The following is a 25,834-nucleotide window of genomic DNA, read 5'->3' on the forward strand; positions in this document are numbered from 1 at the left end:
TCAGGCCTGATCGGGATCGTCGACGTAAACCAGACCCGCTTTCGCCAGCGGCTCCCGCATATTGTACATGTCGAGACCGAGAATGCCGGAAGCCAGCTTCTGGCGCTTGGCGTCTTCTTCCGCGAAGCGCTTCTCGCCCTTCACGGCAACCTCCGCAGCATGTTTGCGCGGAATCACCACGACGCCGTCTTCGTCGGCGACGATGACATCACCCGGCATCACCTGCGCGCCGGCGCAGACCACCGGCACGTTCACCGCACCGAGCGTCGCCTTGACCGTGCCCTTGGCGGAGATCGCGCGTGACCAAACCGGAAAGCCCATCTCGCGCAGCGTCTTGATATCGCGGCAGCCGGCATCGATGATCAGGCCAACACCGCCGCGCGCTTTCAGCGACGTCGCCAGGAGGTCGCCGAACATGCCGTCGGTGTTGTCCGTCGTGCAGGCCACCACCAGCATGTCGCCGGGTCTGCACTGCTCGATAGCCACATGCAGCATCCAGTTGTCGCCGGGCTGCGCCAGCACCGTCACCGCGGTGCCTGCAGCCTCGGCGCCAGACCACACCGGGCGCATATAGGTCTTCATCAGACCGAAGCGGCCATAGGCCTCGTGCACAGTTGAGACGCCAAGCGCACCGAGGCGCTGCACCAGATCGGCATCGGCACGCTGAATGTTTCTGACGACGACGGGTTTCATGCCAGTGTCTCCACGGTCATCGGGAACAGGCGCTGATAGGCTTCCCCATAGGTCATGGCCGCGCCGGTGTTACGGCCGCCCTGCATGCCGCGCTGCAAGGCCACGCGCTCGTAATAGGCCCAAAGGTGCTTTTGCGCAGCGAGAATTTCGAACGTCTTGCGCTTGATGTCCCAGACCTCATCGATGTTGAGGATCACCTGCGGCTTGAAATTGCACATCTCCGGCTGATGGGGCTCGAACAGAAACACCGGTGGCGCCGAGTAGCTGTATTCCGTCTCAGGCTTGTGCCCCATCGCCTGCGCGATGATGCGGGCCTCCTGTGCGGCGGCGGTCGCCGCGGGATGATCGACATTGTACGGATCTTCGAGCGAATGCGTCAGCACGAAGCTCGGATTGAGCTCCCGATAGATATCGATCAGCCGCTCCTTGTGTGCTTCGGTCAGATGCAACGGATAATCGCCGGCATCGAAAAATTCGATCTCGGCGCCCAATGACGCCGCCGCACGCTCGGCTTCGTCCTTGCGGCCAGCCTTGACCTTGTCGAGCGTAATGCCCGCCTGCTTCCAGGCGAATTGCGATTCGCCGCGCTCGCCGTAAGCAAGGCAGACGATCTTGACGCGGTAGCCCTTCTTCGCATGCAGCGCGATGGCGCCGCCGGCCCGCCAGACGAAATCGCCGGGGTGGGCGGAGACCACGAGGCCTGTCTTGGCTTTGGACATCGGATGTTCCTGTCGCTTAGAGCATGATCCCGAAAAGTGGATGCCGGTTTTCGGATAAGATCATGCTCGAAAAAAGAAAACCTAGAGTCTGATTCATCGAAGATGAGTCAGACTTTAGGTGTCGAATTCAAATAATCGCGCGGGATTGTCGACGAGGATCTTCTGCTGGATCACCGGATCCGGAGCAAATAGCGGGATCAGATCGACGAGATCGCCGTCGTTCGGCATCGCCTTGACGTTGGGATGCGGCCAGTCGGTGCCCCAGATCACGCGATCAGGCGCCGTCTCGCAGATTGTCTTCGCGAACGGCACGGCATCGGTGAAGGGTGGCCCTATGGAGGTCACGCGTTCGCAGCCGGAGACCTTCACCCAGCATTTCTCGTCGCGCTTCATCAGGTCGATCAGGGTGCGGAACGGCTGCTGCTCCAGGCCATCGGCGGCCTTGACGCGCCCCATATGATCGATGGTGTAACGCACCGGCAGTTTTGCCAGCAGGTCAGCATAATCGGGCAGATCGACCGCATCGAAATGCAGGTCGACATGCCAGTTCATGGGCGCGATCATATCGATAATGCGGTGAAACACCTTCATGTCCGGCGTGCCGCCGAGATGCCGCACGAAATTGAAGCGGCAACCGCGGAAGCCGCCTTCATGCAGTTCGCGCAGGCCTTTCTCGGTAATCGTGCCATCGATATTGGCCACTGCGCGGTAACGCCCGCCGCTCACCGCGATGGCATCGAGCGCCACCCGGTTGTCGGTCCCATGCACGCTGGCATTGACGATCACGGCGCGGCCGATGCCCAGCTTCTTGTGCAGCGCCTGGAAATCCTCCAGCGGCGCGTCGGGCGGAATGTAGGAACCGACATAGGGATATTTGGCGCCGGGCCCGAAAATATGCGTATGCGCGTCACAGGCCAGCGGCGGCAGCTTGAACTTCGGCACCTTGGTATGCGGATCGGGACCGGGGACAGTTGGTTTCGTCATTGTTTCGGAATTCCTGCCTTCTCGATCACGGCGGTCCACTTGGCGATATCGTCGACCAGCCGGGCCTTCAGTTCGTCGGGCGAACTCGCTTTCGCCTCGATGCCAAGATCGAGCAGCTTCTGCTTCACATCGGACATCGCCAATACTTCGCGGAGGCCCGTATTCAACCGCGCAATCGCTTCGGGCGGCGTACCGGACGGTGCGAACAGCGCATTCCATGACACGACGTCATAGCCCTTCACGCCGCCCTCGATCATCGTCGGCACGTCTTTCAGGATCACCGAACGGGATTCGCCCGTGGTCCCGACTGGACGCATCTTGCCATCCTGCAGCGCCGATTTCATCCCGACATAGTTGTCGATCATCACATCGATGTCTTCGCGCAGCAGCCCGACAATGACCTCCGGCGTTCCGCGATAGGGCACGATCTGAAAGTTGATCCCGGCCGTTGATTTGAGCAGTTCGGCCGACAGGTTCTGGGTGCTGCCGACACTGATGGTGCCGACATTCAATTTGCCCGGATTGTCGCGCGCGAACTTGATGACGTCGGCTAGCGTCTTGTGTTGCGAATTCGCATTGGTGCCCACGATGAAATCGAAGAAGCCGATGCTGGAGATCGGCGCAAAGTTCTTCACGGGATCGAACGGCAGGCTCTTGAACAGCGGCACGCTGACGGCAGTGCCGTTGCTGAGCAGGGCCAGCGTATAGCCGTCCGGCTGCGACGACAGCACTGCGCGCGCCGCAACGACGCCGCCCGCGCCCGGCATGTTCTCGATCACCAGACGCTGCCCGAGATTATCGCCGAGTTTTTCGGCCACGATGCGGATCGTGATGTCGGCAACACCGCCGGCCGCAAACGGCACGATCACGCGAATGGGCTTGGTCGGATAGCCGGACTGGGCCTGCGCCACAGGTACCGCGTTCGTGAGGAATATCGCACCGAGCGCCAAATGCGCGGCGCTCAGCAGATGCTTGAGCCTGATCGGGAAGCGGAGCGTCATGATGGATTGAAGACGCCTGATGCGTCCACCCTTGCCGTTTTTATGTCGGTACCCGTGGCCGTCACGTCATCGCGACAGGCTATGGACCGTTCTGCTCCCGCAGTAACCAATTCCGATATATGAAACAAATGAGAAATCTGGGATAATCGTGCAGTTTCCTGCATATATCCTGCCGAGTGGATTATCCCGCAGCTTGGAAGTATTTGCGGGTCAGGTCGATCAGCGCCTGCGCCGGCTTGCTCACCGGCTGTCCGCGCTTGACGATGATGCCCACCGTGCGGCTGACGCTGGGATTACGCAGTGGCACAGCGACCAGTCCGGCAGTTCCCTGCGTCGCCACTGCGATGCTGGGGACCACGGCGATGCCGAGCTTCTCGAACACCATGCCCACCGCCGTCTGCAGATGCTGCACCTCGTAGCGCCAGTTCAGCTTATCGCGGCGATGGCCGAGCGCGTCGTCAATCAGGGCCCGGTTGCCGGCCTGCGGACTGATACGGATCAGCGGCATATCCTCGAGATGCGACCAGGCCACGAACTTGCGCTGCGCAAAGGCATGATCCTTCGTGCACAACAGGACGAAGCGCTCCTTGATCAGCGGGGTCACAGCCAGATCCCATATATTGGTCGCCGTGATCGTGATGCCGAACTCTGCCTGCCCGGACTGCACCAAAGTGGCAATCTCGCTGGCTGAATTGTCGTGGATCTTGATCGAAATCCCCGGATGCACCGCATTGAACTGCTTCAGCACCCGCGGCAGGTGATAGGCGGCGATGGTCGGCAGGCAGCCGAGCGCGATGTGCTCCTGCCGCTTGCGGCCCCGTGCCCGCAGCAGATCGATGGAATCGGACAACTCCCCGATCATCCGCCGCGCGGTCGGCAGCAGCTCCAGCCCGGCCGGGGTCAGTGCCACCTGCCGCGTGGTCCGGGCGAGCAGCTGAAAGCCGAGATCCTCTTCCAGTTTCTTGATCCGGTGGCTCAGCGCCGTCTGCGACAGATTGAGGTGCGCGGCCGCGCGCGAAAAGCTGCCCCGCTCCGCGATGCTCAGAAACGCCTGCAGGCCGGGAAAATCGATGCGCATGAGAGGTCCGTACACGGGCCGAAGGCGACCGCGCTGAGATAACGCGGCGACGACGACCCATGCAAGGTCAGGACGCCAGCCTATGCCGACCTCGCGGGCTGGTTAAAACCGCGTAAAGCCAGATCGCCAGCCGCGAGCGACAAGGTATCCAGTGCCGGAGTTTCCGCGTTCCAGTGCGGAGCTAATTCCGCAATGCAAGTTTGACGAGCAGAGCCCGCCGATAGCCCGCGGACGCGCCTTAACAATTTGTCCAGTCCCTGACCCGCATAGTCGGCCCAACCGGGGCGTGAGACGCGAATTCATCAATGACCAGTTTAAACGCAGCGGCGTCGTTCGGGCGCATTATCTCAGTTCGCGGCTCGCTGGCCCGGGTCGGCCTGCTCGCCGTGAACCCGATGACGCCTTCGGAGATGCGCGGCACGGTCGGCCGCTTCGTCAGCATCCGTTGCGCCTCCTCGACCATCATCGCCATGATCACGGAAGTGTCCGCCGAGAACATGCATGCATCGGACATGTATATCGCGAGCGCCTCGGTCGATCTGCTCGGCGAGATCATGGGGCATGGAGACAAGGCCAAATTCCAGCGCGGCGTCACCAACTATCCCACGATCGACGACATCGTCGATCTGATCAGCAATCACGATCTGCGCACGGTCTATGCGCCGTCCGGCTCCGAGCAGATCAACGTGGGCACGCTGCAGCAGGACAAGTCGGTCGCCGCTTATGTCGACGTCGAGGAAATGCTGAGCAAGCACTTCGCGGTGCTCGGCTCCACCGGTGTCGGTAAATCCACCGGCGTGTCGCTGCTGCTCAATGAAATCCTGAAGTCGCGCCCGCATCTGCGCATCTTCCTGCTCGACGTGCATAACGAATATGGCCGCTGCTTCGGCGATAAGTCGCTGGTGCTGAACCCGCGTAATCTGAAACTGCCGTTCTGGCTGTTCAATTTCGAGGAAATCGTCGACGTTCTGTTCGCCGGCCGCCCCGGCGTGCCCGAAGAGCTCGAAATCCTCTCGGAAGTCATCCCGATCGCCAAGGGCGTCTACACGCAATACCAGAACGCCGACCGCATTGGCCTCAAGCGCATCGATCCCAAGACCATCGGCTACACCGTCGATACGCCGGTGCCTTATCGCCTGGTCGATTTGATCTCGCTGATTGACGAGCGCATGGGCAAGCTCGAGAATCGCTCGTCGCGCATCCAGTATCACAAGCTGATCTCGCGCATCGAAGCGGTGAAGAACGATCCGCGCTACGCCTTCATGTTCGACAACGCCAATGTCGGCGGCGACACCATGGCGGAAGTGATCAGCCATCTTTTCCGCCTGCCCGCCAACGGCAAGCCGATGACCATCATGCAGCTCGCCGGCTTCCCCGCGGAAGTCGTCGATAGCGTGGTGTCGGTGCTCTGTCGTATGGCATTCGATTTCGGCCTGTGGAGCGACGGCGCCTCGCCACTGCTGTTCGTCTGCGAGGAAGCGCATCGCTACGCCTCCGCAGACCGCAATATCGGCTTTGGCCCGACCCGCAAGGCAGTGTCGCGCATCGCCAAGGAAGGCCGCAAATACGGCGTCTATCTCGGCCTCGTGACGCAGCGTCCTGCAGAACTCGACGCCACCATCATTTCCCAGTGCAACACACTGTTCGCCATGCGCCTTGCCAACGAGCGCGACCAGGCGCTGCTGCGCTCCGCGGTGTCGGATGCCGCTGCCAACCTGCTATCCTTTGTGCCTTCACTCGGCACGCGCGAAGTGCTCGCCTTCGGTGAAGGCGTCGCATTGCCGACCCGCCTTCGCTTCAAGGAAGTGCCACCGCATCAGCTGCCGCGCTCCGAAGCCACCATCGCGACAGTGCCCTCGGTCGCCGCCGGTCACGACATGCAGTTCGTCAGCGCGGTGCTGGAACGCTGGCGCGGCGCCACATCGCATCGCGAGGTGCCGAACGATCCCGGCTTCATCGAGCGGCCGCTGGCGACGCCGAGCCGCAGCGTCGAAGCCCCGATGCTGCAACCCTCGCTCGGCCTCGATCCGGATCGCTTCTCGCTGCTCAAGAAACCGCTGCGCTAATCGCATCGGCTTGCATTGCCGCAAGCGCTTTGCGGTGACGGCGTGATCGCCTATGGTCTCGTGAAACAGAAACGTTCACGGGAACGCCAGATGACCCAGCCGATTGCGAAACGCTTTCCGACACCCGCCCTCGACAAGCTGCCCGAGGACATCCGTACGCGCATTATGGGCGTGCAGGAAAAGTCCGGCTTCGTGCCGAACGTGTTCCTGTCGCTGGCCTATCGCCCCGACGAATTCCGCGCGTTCTTCGCCTATCACGATGCCTTGATGGAAAAGGACAGCGGGCTGACCAAGGCCGAGCGTGAGATGATCGTGGTCGCGACGTCAGCCGCCAACCAGTGCCATTATTGCGTCATCGCGCATGGTGCGATCCTGCGCATTCGCGCCAAGAGCCCGACCATCGCCGACCAGATCGCCGTCAACTACCGCAAGGCCGACATCACGCCGAAGCAGCGTGCGATGCTGGATTTCGCCATGAAAGTGAGCCGGTCCGCCGAGACGATCGGCGAGCAGGATTTTGCCGAGGTCTCCGGCCACGGCTTCAGCGACGACGATATCTGGGACATCACCGCGATCTCGGCCTTCTTCGCGCTGTCGAACCGGATGGCCAATGTCACCAACATGAAGCCGAATGACGAATTCTATATGATGGGCCGGCTGCCGAAATAATGGCGCGGGTTTAGAAGGATCTCGTAGTGCTCGACTGGTCGGACATCATCTTGCGTCTGGGCGTCGCCGCCCTGGTTGGCGGCGCCATCGGCCTCAATCGCGATCTGCACGGCAAGCCCGTCGGCGTACGTACGCTGGGGCTCGTCAGCCTGGCCACAGCCATGATCGTGGTACTGGCAGATCCGCTCGGCAAAGGCGGCTTCACGGATGCCGGGAGCCGGGTCGTCCAGGGCATACTCACAGGCGTCGGCTTTCTCGGTGCCGGCGTGATCTTCCATGCCGAACGCCATTTCCGAGTCCGCGGCCTGACCAGCGCTGCCTGTGTCTGGCTGACAGCCTGTGTCGGCATCATGTGCGGCGCCGGTCACTGGCGCATTGTCACCGTCTCGGTCGTGATCGCCTTCATTGTGCTACTGCTTGGCGGCAAGGTCGAACGCGCGCTGCACCGCGTCTTCGGCGGCAAAGGCGATCCGGCCTCGATTCCGATGGACGCGCCTCAGTCGTCCGACGCCGGTCCGCACCAGCCGGGCAAATAGATCGCATCCTTGCTTTTGGCGATCGCCAGCGCCTTCTCCAATGCCTTGGCGAAATCGGCCACGACCTCCTTGGTGGAGAGCCGGCTGCGAAACAGGTCCGCCCACAGGAATTCGCTGAACGGCGTGGTGTCCTTGGCATAGCCACCGGCGCGGCGAATCTCGCCGGCCAGGCTGCGGAACGGATCGTCCTTCAGGCCCGTCACCGATTTCGGAATATCCTTGAAGTGTCGTCGCTCGCCCTTGGCGTCATAGGGGTAGGCCCAGCGGCGGTGATCGAGCACACCCCAGAATGCTTTCATATCGACCATCGTGAGATCCGCGATCACGGTGACGAGCACATCCTTCACGCCTTCGTCATGCAGCGCACGTGCGAGATGATGGTGATCGACCACGTAGTGGCGCTGATCCGGCCCGAGCACCACGGGGATCATGTGCTGGCCGAGCAGCTCGGCCTGTTTGCGCTTGGACTTATGCGCGCGCCAGCGTTTGCGCTTCTCCTTCACCTCGCGCATGCCCACCGTCATCTGCGTTGGCCGCAGCGACAGGATCGGGACCGGATGCAACAACGGTTCGCGTGTGTTCGGCATGTGGCCTCCCATCTATCCGACGTTTCATCAGAGCGAAGTATGGCATGGGCGCTGCGCCGAGGCGGATCAGTTCCACGTCATTTCTGACGATTGCCGCATCCGTGCCATGCGGACTTTAGCTGCGCGAAGCAGCCGCATCGTGTTAGAGTCTGGCATTGGATGCGCAGACCCCGACCATGAAGACCCAACAGCCGATTATCAGAGAGGATGACGAGCACCGCGTGCTTCGTTTTGTGCCGCGCACCTCGGCCACGCTGCCACACCATCCCACCGCTCCCGCCGACCAACCCCGCCGCCGCCAGACCACCGGCGCCAGCGACCTGTCCCGTTATGAACAAACGCCGGACGACCCCGACGACTTCCGTCACCGGATGCTGGCCAATAGCGCAGCCTTTGGCTTCACGGTGATCCTCGTGGGTGTCGGGATCTGGCTCGCGGTCAGCATCGCGGATCTCCGCAAAACCCAGGATTGCGTGTTGATGGGCCGCCGCGACTGCGCCCATATTGTTGCGCCGCACGGCTGAGGCGCGCCAAACCCTCTTTCCACAGCCCACAGGGGCTGGTGAGCGGGCGCTCAACTGCATTGAACTGCCGCCCCCGCTCCGATATACGGGCAATCGACTCTATACGGCGGACCGGGACTGCCCCGGGGCGAAGCCCTGTCTTTGCGCGCGCCGATCGAACATTATCTTCAATATATCAAAGGCTTAGTAATGTCCTCCACATTCGATCAGGTCGCTACAATCATCGCCGAGACTTGCGACATTCCCCGCGACACGATCACGCCGGAAAGCCACGCCATCGACGATCTGGGGATCGACAGCCTCGACTTCCTGGATATCGCTTTCGCGATCGACAAGGCGTTCGGGATCAAGCTGCCGCTCGAAAAATGGACCCAGGAGGTCAATGACGGCAAGGCGACCACTGAGCAGTATTTCGTCCTGAAGAACCTCAGCGCGCGCATCGACGAATTGGTCGCGGCCAAGGGCGCGTAACGCCCCGCCATGAACCTCGAATATTTTCACCTGATCGACCGCATCACCGACCTCAATGTCGGCGAACGGACGATCACGGTCGAAGCCAACGTTCCCGAGACCAGCACCATCTTCGAGGGTCACTTCCCGGGCTACCCGCTGATGCCCGGCGTGCTGCTGATCGAGTCGATGGCGCAGACGTCGGGCTGGCTGCTGATCGCGCTGATGAAGTTCGAGCGCATGCCCTTCCTCGCTGCGGTGAAGGAAGCCAAGATGCGCACCTTCATCACGCCCGGCACGAAGCTGGACATCACCGCCAGCGTGCTGCACGAAGGCGACGGCTTCTACATGACCACTGTCAAGATCAAGGTCGACGGCAAGCTGACCTGCAACGCGCAGCTCACTTTCAAGACCGTCCCGTTCCCCCATCCGGATTTGCGCGGGCACATGGACATCGTGGCCGAACGCATCGGATTTCCCCTACAGGCGATCACCAATGGCTGAAACCCGACCGATGACATCCGAGCCGGTGGAAGCGTGGATCACCGGCATCGGCCTCGCCACGTCATTGGGCGAAGGCCCTGACGCGCATTGGGATGCGTTGAACAACAAGCGCATCAATATCGATGAGACAGGCTTTGCGCCCTACATCGTACATCCGCTGGCGCCGGTGTCCTACGACACGCAGATCCCCAAGAAGGGCGATCAGCGGCAGATGGAAGCCTGGCAGCGCATCGGCACATATGCGGCGGGCCTCGCGCTGGAATCTGCTGGCGTCAAAGGCAACAAGGACATCCTGTCGAAGATGGACATGATCGTAGCTGCCGGTGGCGGTGAACGCGATCTGGCCGTCGATTCCGGCATCCTGAATGCGGAAGCCCATGGCGCAGGCGGGGCCGGCCTACTCAACGAGAAACTGCTGAACGATTTGCGGCCGACGCTTTTCCTGGCTCAGCTCTCCAACCTCATGGCCGGCAATATTGCCATCGTTCACGGTGTCACTGGTTCATCCCGCACCTTTATGGGTGAGGAAGCCGCCGGCGTCGATGCCGCACGTATCGCGCTGGCACGCATCGCCTCCGGACAGAGCGACATCGCGCTGATCGGTGCCGCGCACAATGGCGAGCGCAAGGATTTGCTGCTGCTGTACGAATTCGACGACTTCAATCTGAAGAACAAGTTCGAGACCGTGTGGGCACGCGAGAACAATTCGGGCTTCGCGCTCGGCTCGGCCGGCGCATTCCTCGTGGTCGAGTCGCGGGCACATGCGGAAGCGCGTGGCGCCAAGCCGCTCGCCCGTCTCAAGAGCGTGGTCGCCGATCACGCCCGCCGCAAGACCCCCGGCGAAGTCACCACGTCGCTGCAGCAACTGTGGTCGAAGCTCGGCGCCAGTAAGGATGCCGCGATCATCACCGGCGCGACTGGCGCAGAGCCCGTGACATCCGAAGAGCGGACTTTCCTCAAGCAGCATGCCGACGTTGCCATTCGCAGCACCGGCACGTTGTTCGGCCACACACTCGAAACGCAATTCCCGCTCGGCCTTGGCCTCGCTGCGCTGGCGATCTCGCGCGGCGCGATGTTTCCGCCGAACGATTCAACCGGGCTCGAGATTGAAAAGTCCGGTGCCCCCACCCAGATTGTCGTGATCGGCGCCGGCCATTGGCGCGGCGAGGGCATGGCGCTGGTTGAAGCCATCAGCTAAGCGGCCCGCACGGGCGACGGAGAGAACATGACTGCAACGCGCGATAAATTCGGCCGACCGATCGTTGTCGTGACCGGCATGGGCGTTGTGACGTCGCTCGGCGCCGGCAAGACAGACAACTGGGCCAAGCTCACTGCCGGCGAATCCGGCATCCGCACCATCACGCGCTTTCCCGTCGATGGCATGAAGACCACCATGGCCGGCACCGTCGATTTCGTCGATGTCGAGCCGTTCTCCTCCACCGACCTGTCCGAGAAGCTCGGTGACCTCGCCACCGAGGAAGCCATCGCGCAGGCCAATATCGGCAGCAAGGGCGACTTCCCCGGCCCGCTATTCCTCGCGGTTGCTCCTGTCGAAGTCGAGTGGCCGCAGCGTCAGGCGATCGCGCAGGCCGCGGGCGCCAATGCTGAGATCAATTATGACACGTTGCTGCGCGTCGCCGGTGGCGGCCAGTTCGTGCAGTATCATCGCCGCTTCCTGTTCGGCTCGGTCGCCGACTATCTGGTCGAAAAATTCGGCACCAAGGGCTCGCCGATCTCACTGTCGACCGCCTGTGCGTCGGGCGCCACCGCGATCCAGCTTGGCGTCGAAGCGATCCGCCGCGGCGAAGCCGATGCGGCGCTCTGCGTCGGCACCGATGGTTCGGTCAATCCGGAAGCGCTCATTCGTTTCTCGCTGCTGTCGGCGCTGTCGACCAACAACGATGTACCGGCAAAAGCTTCGCGTCCCTTCGCCAAGAACCGTGAAGGATTCGTGATGGCGGAAGGCGCCGGTGCACTGGTGCTGGAAAGCCTGGAAGCCGCCACCGCGCGCGGCGCCAAGATCCTGGGCGTCGTCGCTGGCTGCGGCGAACTCGCCGACTCGTTCCACCGCACCCGCTCCAGCCCAGACGGCAAGCCGATCATCGGCTGCGTCAACAACGCGCTGACCGATGCCGGCCTGGTGTCGGACCAGATCGACTACATCAATGCTCATGGCACCGGCACGCCGGAAAACGACAAGATGGAGTATCTCGGCATTTCCAGCGTGTTCGGTGAGCGTGCCAAGGAAATTCCGGTTTCGTCGAACAAGTCCATGGTCGGCCACACCCTCTCCGCCGCCGGCGCAGTCGAGGCGGTGTTCTCGCTGCTCACCCTGGAACACCAGCGGATCCCGCCGACGATCAATTACGAGGTTCCCGATCCGGCCATTCCGTTCGACGTAGTTCCCAATACCGCCCGCGACGCAAAGGTCACCGCCGTGATGTCGAATTCCTTCGGCTTTGGCGGCCAGAATGCCTCGCTGATCCTGACCGGCGAGCCCGTTTAAGGCTCCCCGGCCCCGTTGGCCGCCCCTCGCCGGTTGACGTCATGACGTGAACCGGCGATACGCAGGCCATCCGAAATCAACCTTTCTTGCCGGAGACGCGGTTCATGCGTGCGCTCAATCTTGTTGCCGATCGTGAGCTCGTCGTCGTCGACGTGCCGCCGCCCCCGCCGCCTGCTGCCGGCGAAGTGCAGATCAGCGTGAAGGCTGTCGGCCTGAACCATATCGACGTCTGGGGCTTCCGCGGCATGGCCTTCGCCAAGCGCAAGCTGCCGCTGTCGATCGGCGCCGAAGCCTCGGGCGAAGTCGCTGCGGTCGGCGAAGGCGTAACCCATGTGAAGCCCGGCCAGAAGGTCGTGATGTATGGCGCGCTGACCTGTGGCCATTGCAAGGCCTGTCAGGAAGGCCGCGACAATTTCTGCGAGAATGTCGGCGGTCTCTATGGCTTCCATATCGATGGCTTCTCGCGCGAACTGATGAACATGCCGGCACGTCTGGTGATCCCTGTCCCTGACGGCATCAGCTTCCGCGACGCCGCCTGCGCCCCGATCGCTTTCTCGACCGTGCAGCACATGCTGTTCGACAATGCCAAGCTGCAGCCCGGCGAAACCATTCTCGTCCATGCCGGCGGCTCGGGCATTGGCACCGTGGCCATCATGATGGCCAAGAAGATCGGTTGCACCGTGATCACCACCGTGGGCGACGATTCCAAGATCGAAGGCGTAAAGGCACTCGGTGCGGATCACGTCATCAACTATCGCAAGGATCGCTTCGAGGGCGAGACGCGCAAGATCACCAAGAAGAAGGGCGTCGATGTCGTGTTCGAACACGTCGGCGCTGATACCTTCAACGGCTCGCTGCTGGTGATGAAGCGCGGCGGACGTCTGGTGACTTGCGGCTCGACCTCAGGGCCGACGACGACGATCAACCTGATGCAGTTGTTCCAGCAGCAATACCGCATCTTCGGATCGTTCGGCGCCACCATGAAGAACATCAGTGAGAGCCTCGACAAGATGGCTGACGGCATGCTGCCGGTGATCGATACCGAAGTGCCTATCAGCGATGTCGAGACCGCGCTGAAGCGGATGGAAACCCGCCAGGTGTTCGGCAAGATCATCGTTCACTTCTGATGCTCCGCCTGCTGCTTCGCACCAAGGCCCGCATTCGCGATGCCCTGAAGCCTGCAGGCGACGCCGCTGTCGGTGCGCTGACGATCGGCATCCTGCGCACCACGCGCTATTTCGATCCGGTCAAGACCGCCAATCTGTTCGGCAAGATTACGCAGCGTATCGGGCCGCTGTTTCGCGAAGACAAGATCGGCCGCGCCAACCTCACCGCCGCCTTCCCCGAAAAATCACCGGAAGAGATCGACAGAATCCTGGCTGGTGTCTGGGACAATATGGGGCGCGTCGGTGCGGAATTCGCGCATCTCGACCAGATCTGGGACTACGACCCCGCAAATCCGACCAAGCCCAGCAATGTCGAATTCTCGACGCGCACGGCGGAAATTTTCGATCAGCTGCGCGACGACGGCAAGCCGGCACTGATTTTCGCCAGCCATCTCGGCAATTGGGAGATTCCTGCACTCGCTGCTGTGGCCCACGGCCTCGACGCGGCCGTGCTCTATCGTCGACCGAACAGCGCCGCCGCTGACCGCGCCATTCACCAGACGCGCGCGATCAACATGGGCAACCTCATTCCGGCCAGCCACGACGCGCCGCTCAAGCTCGCGCACGCGCTGAACGAGGGCAAGCACGTCGCCATGCTGGTGGATCAATGGTTCACCAATGGCGTCCCGGTGGATTTTTTCGGCCGCAAGACCAACGCCAATCCGATGCTGGCGCGGCTGTTGCGCCAGGTCGATTGCCCGATCCACGGCGTTCGTATCATCCGCCTCCCCGATCATCGCTTCCGCATCGAAGTCTCCGAAGAGGTGAAACCGGTGCGCGATGCCAATGGCAAGGTCGACGTTCAGGGCACCATGCAGGCGGTGACATCAGTGCTGGAAGGCTGGATCCGGGAATATCCGGAGCAGTGGCTGTGGCTGCATCGGCGCTGGCGATAGCGCTCAGCGACCAGTCTTCACTTTCGTCCACAACCGGTTGATCACGCGCTGCGTTGCCGGATCGCGCGCGGTGATGACGAACAGCTTCTGCAGCATCGCCTCATCCGGATAGATCGTCTTGTCGCTGAGGATTTTCGGATCGATCAGCTTCTGGCTGGCGAGATTACCATTGGCATAGCCGAGAAAATCCGAATTCTTCGCAGCGACATCCGGCCGGTAGAGATAGTTGATCAGCTCATAGGCTTCGTTGACGTTCTTCGCATCGGCCGGGATCGCCAGATTATCGAAGAACATCTGCGCGCCCTCCTTCGGCACCGCATAGCCGATCTCGACGCCGTTCTTCACCTCATCCGCCCGCGCACGCGCCTGAATGATGTCCCCGGACCAGCCGACCACCAGACAGATCTCGCCGGTCGCTAGCGCACTCAGATATTCCGATGAGTGAAACTTGCGGACATTGCCCCTGATCTTGCCGACAAGATCGGCAGCCTTTTCGAGATCCGGCTGCTTGGTGGAATTGGGATCGAGACCCAGCGCATTCAGCGCAGCCGGCAGAATGTCGTCCGCGGAGTCCAGCATGTGGATGCCGCAATCCTTGAACTTCGCAAGATTCTCCGGCTTGAAGACAATGTCCCAGCTATCGATCTTCGCATCAGGTCCGAGGATCTTCGCGACCTGCTTGACGTTGTAGCCGATGCCGGTGGTGCCCCACATGTAGTTTGCGGCAAACTGATTGCCGGGATCGTAGATCGCGAGGCGTTTCGTCACTTCCGACCAGGCATTGGCGAGGTTCGGCAGCTTCGCCTTGTCGAGCTTCTGGAACACTTTCGCGGTGATCTGGCGCTGCAGGAAATAGGCCGTCGGCACCACGACGTCGTAACCGGATTTTCCGGCCAAGAGCCGCGTCTCCAGCGTCTCGTTGGCGTCGAAGGTGTCGTAGACGACCTTGATCCCGGTCTCCCTAGTGAACGCCTCCAGCACGCCGGGCGCCATGTAGTTCGACCAGTTGTAGAAGTTGACGACGCGCTCCTGCTTTTGTTCTTGCGCCTGCACCGGCAAGGACCACAGCAGCGCCGCTCCGACGACCCACGCGATCCCGTACTTGCCCATGCGCATCAACTTCCCCTAGCGGCGATGAACGGCGTTGTGCAGACGCTCCAGCGCGGTATCGAGCGTCGCGTCGTTCTTGGCGAAACAGAACCGCACCACGGAGGTCACCTTGTCCTGCTCATAGAAGGCCGACACCGGAATCGCCGCGACCTTGTAGTCGTAGACGAGACGCCGGCAGAATTCCTCGTCGGTCTCGTTCAGCCCCAGCGGCGACAGATCGACCGTGAGGAAGTACGTACCCTGCGACTTGATGACGGGAAAGCCGATGCTCTCCAGACCGGCAGCCAAACGATCACGGCTACGCGCAAGATCGGCGCGCATCGTCTTGAAGTACTCGTCCGACTTGCCGAGACCGTAGGCGACAGCGACCTGCAGGTTCGGCGCGGTCGTGAAGGTCAGGAACTGATGCACCTTGGCGCAGACGCGCAAGAGATGCGGCGGCGCACAGACGAAGCCGATCTTCCAGCCCGTGAGCGAGAAGATCTTGCCGGCCGAGCCAACCTTGATGGTGCGATCGCGCATGCCGGGAATGGTGATCAGCGGGATATGGTCGTGGCCGTCGAAGGTCACGTGTTCCCAGACTTCGTCGCAGATCGCGATCGTATCGAATTCCTGACAGAACTTCGCCAGCAGTTCGAGGTCCTCGCGCGGCGACACCACCGCAGCTGGATTCAGCGGGCTGTTGAACAGCACGGCCTTGGTCTTGTGATTGAAGACCGCGCGCAGGTCTTCTTCCGTCAGACGCCAATGCGGCGGCTTCAGACTGACCAGACGCGGAATGCCGCCGGCCTGACGAATGATCGGCAGATAGGAATCATAGACCGGCTGGAAGCAGACGACTTCATCGCCGGGCTCGACCACCGCGAGGATCGACGATGTCAGTGCCTCGGTGCCACCGGAGGTCACCATCACCTCGGACATCGGATCCAGGTCGAGCTTGTGCCAATGCTTGTAATGCGTGGCGATCGCCTGGCGCAGCTCCGGGATACCCATCATCGACGGATACTGGTTGTAGCCGTTCAGCACCGCATCGGCGGCCGCCTGACGGATATCGTCGGGACCGGGATGATCGGGAAAGCCCTGCCCCAGATTGATGGCGTTGTGGTCGCGCGCAAGCTGCGACATCGCCTCGAACACCGTGACGGGCAGCTCAGAGAAGATCTTGTTCATCGAGGGGTCAGCCAGCCTTGGTCGGCAGGCCCGCAGCCTTCCATCCGATAATGCCGCCGGCGAGATGCTTGTCATAGGCAAAGCCATCGGCCTGGGCGGCCAGCGAGGCGGTCACCGAACGCTTGCCCGACCGGCATGCAAAGACGATCTGCTTGCCCGCGGGATCAGGCAGATCGGCACTGTCGAAGGTCGACAGCGGGACCACCACCGCATCCGGATAGGCCTCCACAGCCACTTCGTTGGGCTCGCGCACATCAACCAGCAGATACTTGCCCTCAGTGATCCCCTTGGAGACTTCCTCGGGCGTCAAATCGTGAACGGTATGAGCTTCGCCTGCCACCACAAACCTCCTGGCGCCCCGGTGTCCGGAGCGAATGCGAAGAGGCGGAAACGCCCCTGTTTTCGGGCGCCAACGTCGCCTCTCGCGCGGCGAAAATCAAGCGCCGGAAGAGCTTATTGTCGGGCCTGATCTTGCCCGAAAACCGCAGGTCCACTTTTCGGGATCAGGCCTTAAATGGTCACCTGCGTCCCGACCTCGACGACCCGCCCCGTGGGGATCTGGAAATAGTCGGTCGCGTCATTGGCGGTGCGGCTGAGCCCGATGAACAGATGATCCTGCCAGCGCGGCATGCCGGAATGGGCGGCCGGCTTCAGCGCCCTGCGCGACAGGAAGAACGACGTCGACATGATGTCGAACTGCCAGCCGGTCTTGCGCGCAATCGCCAGGGATTTCGGCACATTCGGCGATTCCATGAAGCCGAAACGCAGCGTGATCTTCGAGAAGGTTGCGCTGATCTCTTCCATGCGTACGCGTTCGCTCGGATCGATGCGCGGCGTCGGTGCCGTCTCGATAGTGAGAATAACATTCTTCTCGTGAAGCACTTTGTAGTGTTTCAGACTATGCATCAGCGCCGTCGGCGCACTCTGCGGATCGCTGGTGAGAAACACCGCCGTGCCGGCCACGCGTTGCGGCGGCCGCTTTTCCAGCATCGCAACGAGATCGGCCAGCGGAAACTCCAGCTTGCGCGACTTTTCGAACAGCAGGCGGCTGCCGCGCCGCCACGTATACATCAAGAGAATGATCGCGCCGCCCATCACCAACGGCACCCAGCCGCCGTCGAATACCTTCAGAAGGTTCGCGGTCAAAAACGTGACGTCGATCACGAGAAACGGTGCAATTAATGCCGCGGCTGCGATCGGCGACCACTTCCAGCCCCGCCAGATGACCACGAAGCCCATCATCGCGGTGACGACCATGGTGCCGGTGACCGAAATGCCATAGGCCGAGGCCAGCGAGCTCGACGACTTGAACAGCACGACCAGCACGATCACAGCGATGAGCAGCAGCATGTTGACGCGCGGAATGTAGATCTGGCCGGAATGGCTCTCGGACGTATGGCGGATCTCGAAGCGCGGCAGCAGGCCGAGCTGGATCGCCTGCTGCGTCAGCGAATAGGCGCCAGTTATCACGGCCTGGCTGGCGATCACGGTCGCAGTTGCTGCGAGCACGACCATGGGGATCAGCGCCCAGTCGGGAAACATCAGATAGAAAGGATTTTCCAGCGCGGTCGGATCATGCATCACCAGCGCAGCCTGACCGAAATAATTGATGGCCAGCGATGGCAATACCAGGAACAGCCAGGCCAGCTGGATCGGCTTTTTGCCGAAATGGCCCAGGTCAGCATAGAGCGCTTCGGCACCCGTCACCGCAAGGAACACAGCGCCCAGCGTGACAAAAGCGATGATGCCGTGGTGGAACATGAAATAGATCGCATGCACCGGATTGAGGGCCGCGAGCACTTCGGGATGTTTCACGATCTGCGGAATCGCCGCCACCGCGATCACGACGAACCACAGACACATGATTGGTCCGAAAAACGTCGCGACCTTCGCGGTGCCGCGTGATTGCACGGCGAACAGCGCCACCAAAATCACAATGGTGATCGGCACGACGTAGGGATCGAACGCCGTGGTGACGAGCTTGACGCCCTCGATGGCTGACAGGACCGACAATGCCGGCGTAATCACGGCGTCGCCATAGAACAGCGCCGCCGCGATAATGCCGAGCATCACGACCACTGTCCCGCTCGATCCTATCGCACGCTGCGCCAGCGCCATCAGGGCCAGCGGGCCGCCCTCGCCGTTGTTGTCGGCACGCAGCAGCAGCACGACGTATTTGAGCGTCACCACGATGATCAGGGCCCACAGGATCAGCGACAGGACGCCCAGGATCGCTTCATTGTCCACGCCCGGTGCCTTGTGGCCCCCGGCCGCGACCAGCGCCTCACGGAGCGCGTAAAGCGGGCTGGTGCCAATGTCGCCATAGACGACCCCGATACTGCCCATGACGAGCGAGCCAAAGCTGGCCGTGGAGTGCCCATGGGAAGGGTCCGCCGGGGATGCCACGGCGGGAGAAGCGCTATCAGTGGTCATGGAAACGGCCTCGAAAACTTCTGGATGGCAAGTCTTTGAACGGCAAATCTCTGAACAGCGGGGCAGCGAGGCCGTTCCCGGCCCCGATGATCGCACCCGTTGTAGCGCAAATCCGGGAACCGGACATGACAAAAGGTGAGGTTTAGATCGTCACCTGAGTACCGACCTCCACCACGCGTCCGGTGGGAATCTGGAAATAGTCGGTGGCGTCGTTCGCCGAACGGCTGAGCGCAATGAAAAGATGATCCTGCCACAGCGGCATGCCGGATTGCGCCGACGGCTTCAGCGAGCGCCGCGACACGAAGAACGACGTCGCCATGATGTCGAATTGCCAGCCGAGCTTGCGCGCGACGACCAGCGCCTTGGGGACGTTTGGCGATTCCATGAAGCCGAAGCGCAGCTTCACCATCGAGAACTTGTCGCTGATATTCTCCATGCGAACGCGTTCGGTCACATCGACCTTCGGCGTCTGCGCGGTCTCGATGGTCAGGATCACATTGTGTTCGTGCAGAACCTTGTTGTGCTTCAGGTTATGCAGCAGCGCCGTCGGCACGAATTCGGGATCGCTGGTGAGAAACACCGCGGTGCCCTTCACGATATGGGGGGGCCGCTTTTCCAGGCTCTTGATGAGATCGCGCAGTGGCACTTCGATACGACGCGTCTTGTTGATGAGGATCGCCGCGCCGCGGCGCCAAGTCCAGATCATGCCGGCCATCAGCACGCCGAACAGCAGCGGCACCCAGGCGCCTTCCAGCAGCTTCAGGAGATTGGCGCTGAAGAAGGCCAGATCGACGAACACCAGCGGCGCGATGATCGCAGCGGCGGTCGCGGCCTTCCAGTTCCACAGCTTCCAGATCACCACGAAGCCCATGATGCCATCGACCACCATGGTGGTGGAGACGGCGATGCCATAAGCAGATGCAAGACCACTCGACGACTTGAACAGCAGCACCAGCAGCAGCACGCCGATCAGCAACAGACGATTGACGCGGGGCAGATAGATCTGGCCGGCATGGGTCTCGGATGTGAAGCGCACTTCGAAGCGCGGCAGCAGGCCAAGCTGCACCGCCTGACGCACCAATGAATAGGCGCCGGTGATCACCGCCTGGCTCGCGATCACGGTGGCAGCCGTCGCCAGCGCGATCAGTGGCAACAGCATCGATTCCGGTGCCATCCGATAGAACGGATTTTCGATCGCGGCCGGGTTCGACAGCACCAGCGCACCCTGCCCGAAATAATTAATCATCAGCGCCGGCAGCACGAAGAAGAACCAGCCGTATTGAATTGGCCTGCGGCCGAAATGGCCGAGATCCGCGTAGAGCGCCTCGCCGCCGGTGACGGCCAGGAAGACTGCGCCCAGGGTCACCAGACCGATGGTCCCGTGGGTCAGCATGAACTGCACGGCATAATACGGATTGATCGCCTTCAGCACCGTCGGATCATCGAAGATATGCGAGGCGCCCATCAGCGCGAGCGCCGTGAACCAGATGATCATCACCGGACCGAAGGCGGAGGCCACCTTGGCGGTGCCAATCCGCTGAACGGAAAACAGCACCACGAGAATCGCGACCGTAACCGGCACGACATAGGGCTCGAGCGCAGGCGCCTTGAGTTTCAGACCTTCCACCGCCGACAGTACCGAGATCGCGGGGGTGATCATGGAATCGCCGATGAACATCGAGGCGCCGATTACGCCCAGTACCATCAGCGGCAAGCTCCGCCGCCCCAAGGCGCGCTGGCCCAGCGCCATCAGCGAGAGTGTCCCGCCCTCGCCATTGTTGTCGGCGCGCAGCAGGAACAGCACATATTTGGCGGTCACGACGATGAACAGCGCCCACAGGATCAGCGAGAGCACACCGAGCACGATGACGGGCGTCACCGGCGCGCCATGCGTCGCGCCGTGTACCGCCTCGCGGAACGCGTAAAGTGGCGACGTTCCGATGTCGCCGAACACCACGCCGATGCTGCCGACCGTGAGCGACCAGAACCCGGTATGAACCGGAACTTCGATCGGTCCCTCGCCTGTTGTTTCCGTAACGGCCATTCTGCTCGTAACGCCTCTGGACAATCCGGACCCGGCTATGGCGCGCCGGACAATGCCAGTCAACCGGAACACTAGCCTATCCTGCCGCAGATCGCTTATCGGGAGCGCGGCAAAAATCGGCATTGCCCAGCAAAAAAAGAGGCTGGAGCAGTAAAAAAGGAATTGACTGTTTTACGGCTTGAGGTTTGGCGGCAGCGGCGGGTCTTCCCGCATCAGCGTAATGGTCACCCGCCGGTTGGCGGCCATGGTCGGATCATCGGGGAATAACGGCTGGCTGTCTGCCTTGCCCGACACCGAGAAGATATGGGACGACGGCAGGCCTTCCCGTTCGAGAATCTGTCGAACGACATTGGCGCGATCGGCCGACAGATCGAATGCGTCGTATTCGCTCCGCGCCGGCACGAAGCCCGCAGCAGTGTGGCCGACGATGGCCACACGCAGCGGCGTTGCCTTCAGCGGTCCGGCGAGTTTCTGCAGCAACAGGCGGGTGCGCTCATAGGGAACCTTGGATCCGTCAGCAAACATCGAGCGGCCGTTCTGATCGATGATCTCCAGATTCAGACCCTGCTTGGTCTCCTCGAACATGATGTTCTTGGAGATCTCGTTGATCTCCGGCATGTCCTGTAGCGCCTGCCGCAGTGACGCCGAGGCGAGCGCGAACTCGCGATCCATCTTCAGCTTGGCGCCCGCGGGACGGCCGCCCTTCTCGCTCGGACTGGTAATGTTCGACGCATCGTCCGGCGACACATGGTCCTTGTTCTTCGTCTGGCCGCGCGTCGGCAGACCGTCGGACTCGATCACGCCGGAATAGCGCGCATCGGACTGCACGCCAAAGGCTTCGCGGACCGAGCCGGCAACGATCTTGAGCTTGGCGCCATCAGGGCTGGAGAATGCGACGAGCATGACGAAGTAGCTGAGCAGCAGCGCCATCAGGTCGGCGAAGGTCACGAACCAGCCATGGCCGCCGTGTGCTTCTCCGCGTTTTTTCTTCGCCATCGGACGTGCTCCGAGCCTGCCTCCAGTGTGTTACGCTGGGACCGGCTCACTTTCGTCATGGCGGTGCTTCTCGGGCAGATAGGCCAGCAGCATTTCACGGACCAGCGCCGGGCTCTTCGAGTCGCGGATCATCAGGATGCCGTCGATGATGAGCGTGCGGTTGGTCTCCTCATCGAGCACCTTGACGTGCAGTTTGTCGGCGATCGGCAAACAGATCAGGTTGCCGACGATAGCGCCGTACAATGTAGCGAGTAGCGCGACAGCCATGAACGGTCCGAGCTTGGACGGATCGGACATGTTCGAGAACATCTGCACCATGCCCAGCAGCGTACCGATCATGCCGAAGGCCGGGGCGCAATCGCCGATGGCGCGGTAGATCTTCGAGCCTTCATCGAGATGCATGAGGAAATTATCGCGGTCGCGCTCGAGATTGTCGCGGATGAATTCGAGATCGTAGCCGTCAGCAACGAAGCGGATTCCCTTGGCGAGGAATGCGTCATCAGTTTCGACTTTTTCCAGTCCGACCGGTCCCTGCTTCCTCGCGATTTCCGCGATGCGGGCGAGTTCGTCAACGAGATCACGAGCGTTCAGACGGCTCAGCGTGAACGCAAATTTGGCGCCAAGAGGAATGCCATGAAGGATGGACGAGAGCGGAAAGCGGATCAGCGTCGCGGCGAACGAACCGCCGAAAATGATGATGACGGCGTGGATGTCATAGAACATCCCGAAGCTGCCGCCCATGAGGACCAGGGTACACAGCACAATGATGCCAGCGACAAAACCGACGAGTGTTGTGATATCCATGTCAACTCCGACGCTATACACGTATCGAACGACGCCCGTCCTGGACGGCGGCACGCCTCGAGATCAGGCCGCGCGAAGGTACCTTAGCGATATTGCGATTAAGGACGCGTTACCGCTTCACGGTCCATTAATGATAGATTAATGACGCGCGAGCGTGCGTGGAGCGATACTGAAAGTTCGTTCAGCAGACAGATTGAGGACGATTGTGCGGCGTCAGGCAGCGCGCTGAACGACCACGAAGGTACGTGATCCCGGCGCGTGGGTCGGGTCATCGAGAAACTCGATCGGCTTGAGGCCGGCGGCCACGCAAAAGTCGGCGATCGTGTTCTTCGGCAGCGGCTTTGCACCACGCCACGACGTATCCGCCGTCAGCGGATCCTTGCCGAGCATCATTTTCAAACGCTGGATGACAGGCGTCGGGACGAACTTGGCGATATGCCAGAGGATGGTTGGATACTCATGCGCCGTTCGGAAGTGAATGAGTCCAAGCGCGGATGGACGCAGGATGCGGGCCACCTCGACCAGATTGGCCTTCACGACATCATGCGACGGCATGTGCTGAAAGACTTCATATGACCATACGAAGTCCGCGGTCTCGGACGCACACGGAAACACAACACCATTGCCGGCGACGAAGTCGAGATTGCTGAACGCCGCTGCCGCCGCCTTCGCCTTCTCCACCATGACGTCGGACACATCGATGCCGACAGCCCTGGTGAAACGCCGGCCAAGTGCCTGCGTGAAACGTCCGACACCGCAGCCGATATCGACCGCCGTCTTGCCGACGGGATCAACTGCATATTTTGCGAGAACGGGATCGATCAGCAGTGCCGCGCGTTCCCGACCGAGTGCGAAGAATTTTTCGGGATCGTGATCCCACAACTCGGTCTCGACGTAAAAGAACGGGTCACGATTTGCGCGCTCATTCCAGGCCTTCTTCATATCCTTGGTCTGAGGCAATACCGTCTCCAATGCCGGTCTTAACGGCGGAACGGGCAGTTAGCCCGAAGCCCTCCGGCCGCGCAAGCAACCGGAGGAGGTTCGGTATGATCGGCATCTAACCTTTATCGTTAGTCTTAATAGCCCCGGATTTCAGTGTATTTCCGACGAGCGCGCCATCGCCTCTTTCAGCTTCTCGAGCGTGAATGAAGGACTGCGCGCGATATCGAGAATGGGTGTCTCGCGCCGCCCGCACAGCTCCGCCGCTTCCGGCAGTTTCGCGGCGACGTCGAGCGGGATCACAACCGCACCGTGCTGATCGGCATGGATCAGATCGTCCGAACGAACACTCATGCCGGCCACGCGTATTTCATTGCCGAACTCGCTCACATGCACATGCGCATGCGACGGACCGATCGTGCCGGCGAGCGCCTGGAAGTCAGGCGCCCATTGCGGGATATCGCGGATCGAGCCATCGGTGACCACACCGAGGCAACCGAGCGCCTTGTGCACGGCGCTGTTCACCTCGCCCCAGAACGCGCCATAGCCCGCGTCGGGCCCGTCGATATCCTGGATCACGCTGATACGCGGACCGACGCCCGTACCGACATACTCGTAGTAAGCGAGCCGCCGCGCCTTCTGCTCCGCGGCAGGCAGGCCGGAGGCCATGGTCGCGCGAATGGTCGCGGTGCGTGCATAGCCGACGATGGGCGGCAGATTGGGAAACGGACAAACCAGCGGACGTGTGGTGTAACCGATCAGCCGGCGCTCGGGTGCCACGATCTCCATCGCGTTGCAGATAGTTGGCGTGTCGTAGCGGCCCAGTGCTTCCAGAACGGATGCGGGCAGCGGACCGATCGCGGTATTCGTCACGGCGTTCTCCTGTGGGTGATTATTGCATCCCGTCTTCGCGGGACGTCGTCGTCGCTGAGTGACCTCCGATATAGCCGACTTCACCGCATGCCCAAAACGAAATGCAGCCGCTTTCGTCGTGGAAAGCGGCTGCATGAATTGTTCGCGAGATGGACAATCAGTTCAGGCGTGCGGGCCGATCATCCGGTGCGATCTCAGGCGCACCCGCCGTATAGGGCGTCGATGCATGGGGCGCGGCCGGATCGACAGGGACCACCGACTGCGCGGCGAGCGCACGTTCCTGATCGCGATACGATTTCCAGCCCAGCGGCAGGCTCAGCAGATACATGATCGAGAGCGCCGACAGGATGTGCCAAGGGTAGCCGATCAGCAGCGCGATGAAGAGCACGACGCCGACGAACACCGGCAGCACCAGCTCGCGCGGCACCCGCATGTTCACGGCCTTGCCGGAGAACACCGGCAGCCGCGACACCATCAGGAAGCCCACCAGCAGCGTATAGAGGGTCGTCAGGATCGCCGGCGGCATCGGCATGCCCAGGAAGCCCAGATAGATCGGCAGCATCACGGTGAGTGCGCCCAGCGGCGCCGGCATGCCCGTGAAAAAGTTCGCGGCAAAAGCCGGCTTATCCGGATCGTCCATGGTGGCATTGAAACGCGCCAGCCGCAGGCTGCCGGCGATGGCGAACACCATCGCGGCGATCCAGCCGGCATTGCTGAGATCGTGGAGCTGCCAGAAATACAGGATCAGGCCGGGCGCCACGCCGAAATTGACGAAGTCAGCCAGGCTGTCGAGTTCGGCGCCGAATTTGGACTGGCCCTTTATCATGCGGGCGACACGGCCGTCGACGCCATCGAGCACGGCGGCGAACACGATGGCCGCAACCGCGAGTTCCATCCGGCCCTCGGTGGACAGGCGGATCGCCGTCAGGCCGGCGCAGATCGCCAGCAGCGTGATCATGTTCGGCACCAGCATCCGGATCGGAATGGTCCGGAACCGGCGGCGGCGCGTCTCGGGAGACTGGTCAGAAGGCATTTGCATGGCGTGATCCTAGCAAATCCCACCCTGCTCCGCCATTGTGGCGTCCT

At 61.7% G+C, this 25,834-nt stretch carries 26 protein-coding genes; 10 read left to right on the plus strand and 16 right to left on the minus strand.

What is annotated here, in order from left to right; genetic code table 11:
* The 5 genes from AB8A33_RS15225 to AB8A33_RS15245 all read right to left on the minus strand — a co-directional run bounded on the left by AB8A33_RS15225 (position 1) and on the right by AB8A33_RS15245 (position 4,475).
* The gene (locus AB8A33_RS15225) at positions 1 to 693 is read right to left on the minus strand and encodes a 4-carboxy-4-hydroxy-2-oxoadipate aldolase/oxaloacetate decarboxylase (protein ID WP_439093502.1); all 693 of its coding nucleotides are present in this window, start codon (positions 691 to 693) and stop codon (positions 1 to 3) included.
* A complete protein-coding gene (locus tag AB8A33_RS15230; protein WP_439093503.1) occupies positions 690 to 1,412 on the minus strand; it encodes a PIG-L deacetylase family protein in 723 nt (240 codons plus the stop codon). Before AB8A33_RS15230 ends, AB8A33_RS15225 begins: the two co-directional genes overlap by 4 nt.
* Before the next feature lie 114 nt (positions 1,413 to 1,526).
* Positions 1,527 to 2,396: an amidohydrolase family protein gene (locus AB8A33_RS15235; protein ID WP_439093504.1), complete on the minus strand. Its 870-nt coding sequence runs from the start codon at positions 2,394 to 2,396 to the stop codon at positions 1,527 to 1,529.
* The gene (locus AB8A33_RS15240; RefSeq protein ID WP_439093505.1) at positions 2,393 to 3,397 is read right to left on the minus strand and encodes a Bug family tripartite tricarboxylate transporter substrate binding protein; all 1,005 of its coding nucleotides are present in this window, start codon (positions 3,395 to 3,397) and stop codon (positions 2,393 to 2,395) included. The genes AB8A33_RS15235 and AB8A33_RS15240 overlap by 4 nt, the downstream gene beginning before the upstream one ends.
* Positions 3,398 to 3,578: 181 nt before the next feature.
* The gene (locus AB8A33_RS15245) at positions 3,579 to 4,475 is read right to left on the minus strand and encodes a LysR family transcriptional regulator (protein WP_068730595.1); all 897 of its coding nucleotides are present in this window, start codon (positions 4,473 to 4,475) and stop codon (positions 3,579 to 3,581) included.
* 305 nt (positions 4,476 to 4,780) lie between these two features.
* Between AB8A33_RS15245 and AB8A33_RS15250 the strand changes: the two genes are divergently transcribed.
* From AB8A33_RS15250 to AB8A33_RS15260, 3 genes are all read left to right on the plus strand, one after another.
* Positions 4,781 to 6,541, plus strand: coding sequence for an ATP-binding protein (locus AB8A33_RS15250; RefSeq protein ID WP_089267173.1), 1,761 nt, complete (start codon positions 4,781 to 4,783; stop codon positions 6,539 to 6,541).
* Between the two features lie 90 nt (positions 6,542 to 6,631).
* Complete coding sequence (locus tag AB8A33_RS15255; protein ID WP_439093506.1) at positions 6,632 to 7,210, plus strand: peroxidase-related enzyme; 579 nt, start codon at positions 6,632 to 6,634, stop codon at positions 7,208 to 7,210.
* Between the two features lie 26 nt (positions 7,211 to 7,236).
* Entirely contained in the window at positions 7,237 to 7,746 is a 510-nt protein-coding gene (locus AB8A33_RS15260) for an MgtC/SapB family protein (protein WP_439093507.1), read from the plus strand.
* On the opposite strand, the gene AB8A33_RS15265 is transcribed toward AB8A33_RS15260, so the two are convergent.
* The gene (locus AB8A33_RS15265) at positions 7,707 to 8,333 is read right to left on the minus strand and encodes a ParB-like protein (RefSeq protein WP_439093508.1); all 627 of its coding nucleotides are present in this window, start codon (positions 8,331 to 8,333) and stop codon (positions 7,707 to 7,709) included. The two genes, AB8A33_RS15260 and AB8A33_RS15265, sit on opposite strands and share 40 nt — an antisense overlap.
* Positions 8,334 to 8,509: 176 nt before the next feature.
* Here AB8A33_RS15265 and AB8A33_RS15270 point away from each other — a divergent pair, with 176 nt between their 5' ends.
* The 7 genes from AB8A33_RS15270 to AB8A33_RS15300 all read left to right on the plus strand — a co-directional run bounded on the left by AB8A33_RS15270 (position 8,510) and on the right by AB8A33_RS15300 (position 14,379).
* Positions 8,510 to 8,857, plus strand: coding sequence for a hypothetical protein (locus AB8A33_RS15270; RefSeq protein ID WP_439093509.1), 348 nt, complete (start codon positions 8,510 to 8,512; stop codon positions 8,855 to 8,857).
* A 189-nt stretch (positions 8,858 to 9,046) separates the two neighbouring features.
* Positions 9,047 to 9,328: an acyl carrier protein gene (locus AB8A33_RS15275; protein ID WP_002711294.1), complete on the plus strand. Its 282-nt coding sequence runs from the start codon at positions 9,047 to 9,049 to the stop codon at positions 9,326 to 9,328.
* 9 nt (positions 9,329 to 9,337) lie between these two features.
* Positions 9,338 to 9,811, plus strand: coding sequence for a 3-hydroxyacyl-ACP dehydratase FabZ family protein (locus AB8A33_RS15280; protein WP_089267169.1), 474 nt, complete (start codon positions 9,338 to 9,340; stop codon positions 9,809 to 9,811).
* A complete protein-coding gene (locus AB8A33_RS15285; RefSeq protein ID WP_439093510.1) occupies positions 9,804 to 11,009 on the plus strand; it encodes a beta-ketoacyl-ACP synthase in 1,206 nt (401 codons plus the stop codon). Before AB8A33_RS15280 ends, AB8A33_RS15285 begins: the two co-directional genes overlap by 8 nt.
* A 27-nt stretch (positions 11,010 to 11,036) precedes the next feature.
* Positions 11,037 to 12,317: a beta-ketoacyl-ACP synthase gene (locus AB8A33_RS15290; RefSeq protein WP_439093511.1), complete on the plus strand. Its 1,281-nt coding sequence runs from the start codon at positions 11,037 to 11,039 to the stop codon at positions 12,315 to 12,317.
* Between the two features lie 104 nt (positions 12,318 to 12,421).
* Entirely contained in the window at positions 12,422 to 13,444 is a 1,023-nt protein-coding gene (locus AB8A33_RS15295) for a zinc-binding dehydrogenase (RefSeq protein ID WP_175367368.1), read from the plus strand.
* Positions 13,444 to 14,379 carry a lipid A biosynthesis lauroyl acyltransferase gene (locus AB8A33_RS15300; protein WP_439093512.1) on the plus strand — a complete coding sequence of 312 codons (936 nt, stop codon included), beginning with the start codon at positions 13,444 to 13,446 and terminating at the stop codon, positions 14,377 to 14,379. The genes AB8A33_RS15295 and AB8A33_RS15300 overlap by 1 nt, the downstream gene beginning before the upstream one ends.
* A 3-nt stretch (positions 14,380 to 14,382) precedes the next feature.
* Here AB8A33_RS15300 and AB8A33_RS15305 read toward each other — a convergent pair whose 3' ends face one another.
* The 10 genes from AB8A33_RS15305 to pssA form a co-directional block, all read right to left on the minus strand.
* The gene (locus AB8A33_RS15305; RefSeq protein WP_439093513.1) at positions 14,383 to 15,495 is read right to left on the minus strand and encodes a polyamine ABC transporter substrate-binding protein; all 1,113 of its coding nucleotides are present in this window, start codon (positions 15,493 to 15,495) and stop codon (positions 14,383 to 14,385) included.
* A gap of 9 nt (positions 15,496 to 15,504) precedes the next feature.
* Positions 15,505 to 16,659: an aminotransferase gene (locus tag AB8A33_RS15310; protein WP_439093514.1), complete on the minus strand. Its 1,155-nt coding sequence runs from the start codon at positions 16,657 to 16,659 to the stop codon at positions 15,505 to 15,507.
* Between the two features lie 7 nt (positions 16,660 to 16,666).
* Positions 16,667 to 16,999 (minus strand): rhodanese-like domain-containing protein, encoded by a 333-nt coding sequence (locus AB8A33_RS15315; RefSeq protein ID WP_439093515.1) that lies wholly within the window; start codon positions 16,997 to 16,999, stop codon positions 16,667 to 16,669.
* Positions 17,000 to 17,169: 170 nt separating this feature from the next.
* Positions 17,170 to 19,092 carry a potassium transporter Kup gene (locus AB8A33_RS15320; protein ID WP_439093516.1) on the minus strand — a complete coding sequence of 641 codons (1,923 nt, stop codon included), beginning with the start codon at positions 19,090 to 19,092 and terminating at the stop codon, positions 17,170 to 17,172.
* A 142-nt stretch (positions 19,093 to 19,234) separates the two neighbouring features.
* Complete coding sequence (locus tag AB8A33_RS15325; protein WP_439093517.1) at positions 19,235 to 21,136, minus strand: potassium transporter Kup; 1,902 nt, start codon at positions 21,134 to 21,136, stop codon at positions 19,235 to 19,237.
* Positions 21,137 to 21,307: 171 nt separating this feature from the next.
* Entirely contained in the window at positions 21,308 to 22,132 is an 825-nt protein-coding gene (locus tag AB8A33_RS15330; protein WP_068730582.1) for an OmpA/MotB family protein, read from the minus strand.
* 30 nt (positions 22,133 to 22,162) lie between these two features.
* Positions 22,163 to 22,936 (minus strand): motility protein A, encoded by a 774-nt coding sequence (locus AB8A33_RS15335; RefSeq protein ID WP_068730581.1) that lies wholly within the window; start codon positions 22,934 to 22,936, stop codon positions 22,163 to 22,165.
* 213 nt (positions 22,937 to 23,149) lie between these two features.
* Positions 23,150 to 23,896, minus strand: coding sequence for a class I SAM-dependent methyltransferase (locus tag AB8A33_RS15340; protein WP_439093518.1), 747 nt, complete (start codon positions 23,894 to 23,896; stop codon positions 23,150 to 23,152).
* A 132-nt stretch (positions 23,897 to 24,028) separates the two neighbouring features.
* Positions 24,029 to 24,748, minus strand: coding sequence for an RraA family protein (locus AB8A33_RS15345; RefSeq protein WP_439093519.1), 720 nt, complete (start codon positions 24,746 to 24,748; stop codon positions 24,029 to 24,031).
* Between the two features lie 157 nt (positions 24,749 to 24,905).
* A complete protein-coding gene (gene pssA / locus AB8A33_RS15350; RefSeq protein WP_439095942.1) occupies positions 24,906 to 25,781 on the minus strand; it encodes a CDP-diacylglycerol--serine O-phosphatidyltransferase in 876 nt (291 codons plus the stop codon).
* Positions 25,782 to 25,834 lie beyond the last annotated feature (53 nt).

Origin of the sequence: Tardiphaga sp. 813_E8_N1_3, from assembly GCF_051811025.1 — a bacterium.
In the GTDB taxonomy this organism is placed as follows: domain Bacteria; phylum Pseudomonadota; class Alphaproteobacteria; order Rhizobiales; family Xanthobacteraceae; genus Tardiphaga.

Bases quoted from the DNA above. Each gene is read 5' to 3' on its own strand.
- AB8A33_RS15225 (WP_439093502.1), bottom strand. From the start codon at position 693: ATGAAACCCGTCGTCGTCAGAAACATTCAGCGTGCCGATGCCGATCTG.
- AB8A33_RS15230 (WP_439093503.1), bottom strand. From the start codon at position 1,412: ATGTCCAAAGCCAAGACAGGCCTCGTGGTCTCCGCCCACCCCGGCGAT.
- AB8A33_RS15235 (WP_439093504.1), bottom strand. From the start codon at position 2,396: ATGACGAAACCAACTGTCCCCGGTCCCGATCCGCATACCAAGGTGCCG.
- AB8A33_RS15240 (WP_439093505.1), bottom strand. From the start codon at position 3,397: ATGACGCTCCGCTTCCCGATCAGGCTCAAGCATCTGCTGAGCGCCGCG.
- AB8A33_RS15245 (WP_068730595.1), bottom strand. From the start codon at position 4,475: ATGCGCATCGATTTTCCCGGCCTGCAGGCGTTTCTGAGCATCGCGGAG.
- AB8A33_RS15250 (WP_089267173.1), top strand. From the start codon at position 4,781: ATGACCAGTTTAAACGCAGCGGCGTCGTTCGGGCGCATTATCTCAGTT.
- AB8A33_RS15255 (WP_439093506.1), top strand. From the start codon at position 6,632: ATGACCCAGCCGATTGCGAAACGCTTTCCGACACCCGCCCTCGACAAG.
- AB8A33_RS15265 (WP_439093508.1), bottom strand. From the start codon at position 8,333: ATGCCGAACACACGCGAACCGTTGTTGCATCCGGTCCCGATCCTGTCG.
- AB8A33_RS15270 (WP_439093509.1), top strand. From the start codon at position 8,510: ATGAAGACCCAACAGCCGATTATCAGAGAGGATGACGAGCACCGCGTG.
- AB8A33_RS15275 (WP_002711294.1), top strand. From the start codon at position 9,047: ATGTCCTCCACATTCGATCAGGTCGCTACAATCATCGCCGAGACTTGC.
- AB8A33_RS15280 (WP_089267169.1), top strand. From the start codon at position 9,338: ATGAACCTCGAATATTTTCACCTGATCGACCGCATCACCGACCTCAAT.
- AB8A33_RS15285 (WP_439093510.1), top strand. From the start codon at position 9,804: ATGGCTGAAACCCGACCGATGACATCCGAGCCGGTGGAAGCGTGGATC.
- AB8A33_RS15290 (WP_439093511.1), top strand. From the start codon at position 11,037: ATGACTGCAACGCGCGATAAATTCGGCCGACCGATCGTTGTCGTGACC.
- AB8A33_RS15295 (WP_175367368.1), top strand. From the start codon at position 12,422: ATGCGTGCGCTCAATCTTGTTGCCGATCGTGAGCTCGTCGTCGTCGAC.
- AB8A33_RS15300 (WP_439093512.1), top strand. From the start codon at position 13,444: ATGCTCCGCCTGCTGCTTCGCACCAAGGCCCGCATTCGCGATGCCCTG.
- AB8A33_RS15305 (WP_439093513.1), bottom strand. From the start codon at position 15,495: ATGCGCATGGGCAAGTACGGGATCGCGTGGGTCGTCGGAGCGGCGCTG.
- AB8A33_RS15310 (WP_439093514.1), bottom strand. From the start codon at position 16,659: ATGAACAAGATCTTCTCTGAGCTGCCCGTCACGGTGTTCGAGGCGATG.
- AB8A33_RS15320 (WP_439093516.1), bottom strand. From the start codon at position 19,092: ATGACCACTGATAGCGCTTCTCCCGCCGTGGCATCCCCGGCGGACCCT.
- AB8A33_RS15325 (WP_439093517.1), bottom strand. From the start codon at position 21,136: ATGGCCGTTACGGAAACAACAGGCGAGGGACCGATCGAAGTTCCGGTT.
- AB8A33_RS15330 (WP_068730582.1), bottom strand. From the start codon at position 22,132: ATGGCGAAGAAAAAACGCGGAGAAGCACACGGCGGCCATGGCTGGTTC.
- AB8A33_RS15335 (WP_068730581.1), bottom strand. From the start codon at position 22,936: ATGGATATCACAACACTCGTCGGTTTTGTCGCTGGCATCATTGTGCTG.
- pssA (WP_439095942.1), bottom strand. From the start codon at position 25,781: ATGCCTTCTGACCAGTCTCCCGAGACGCGCCGCCGCCGGTTCCGGACC.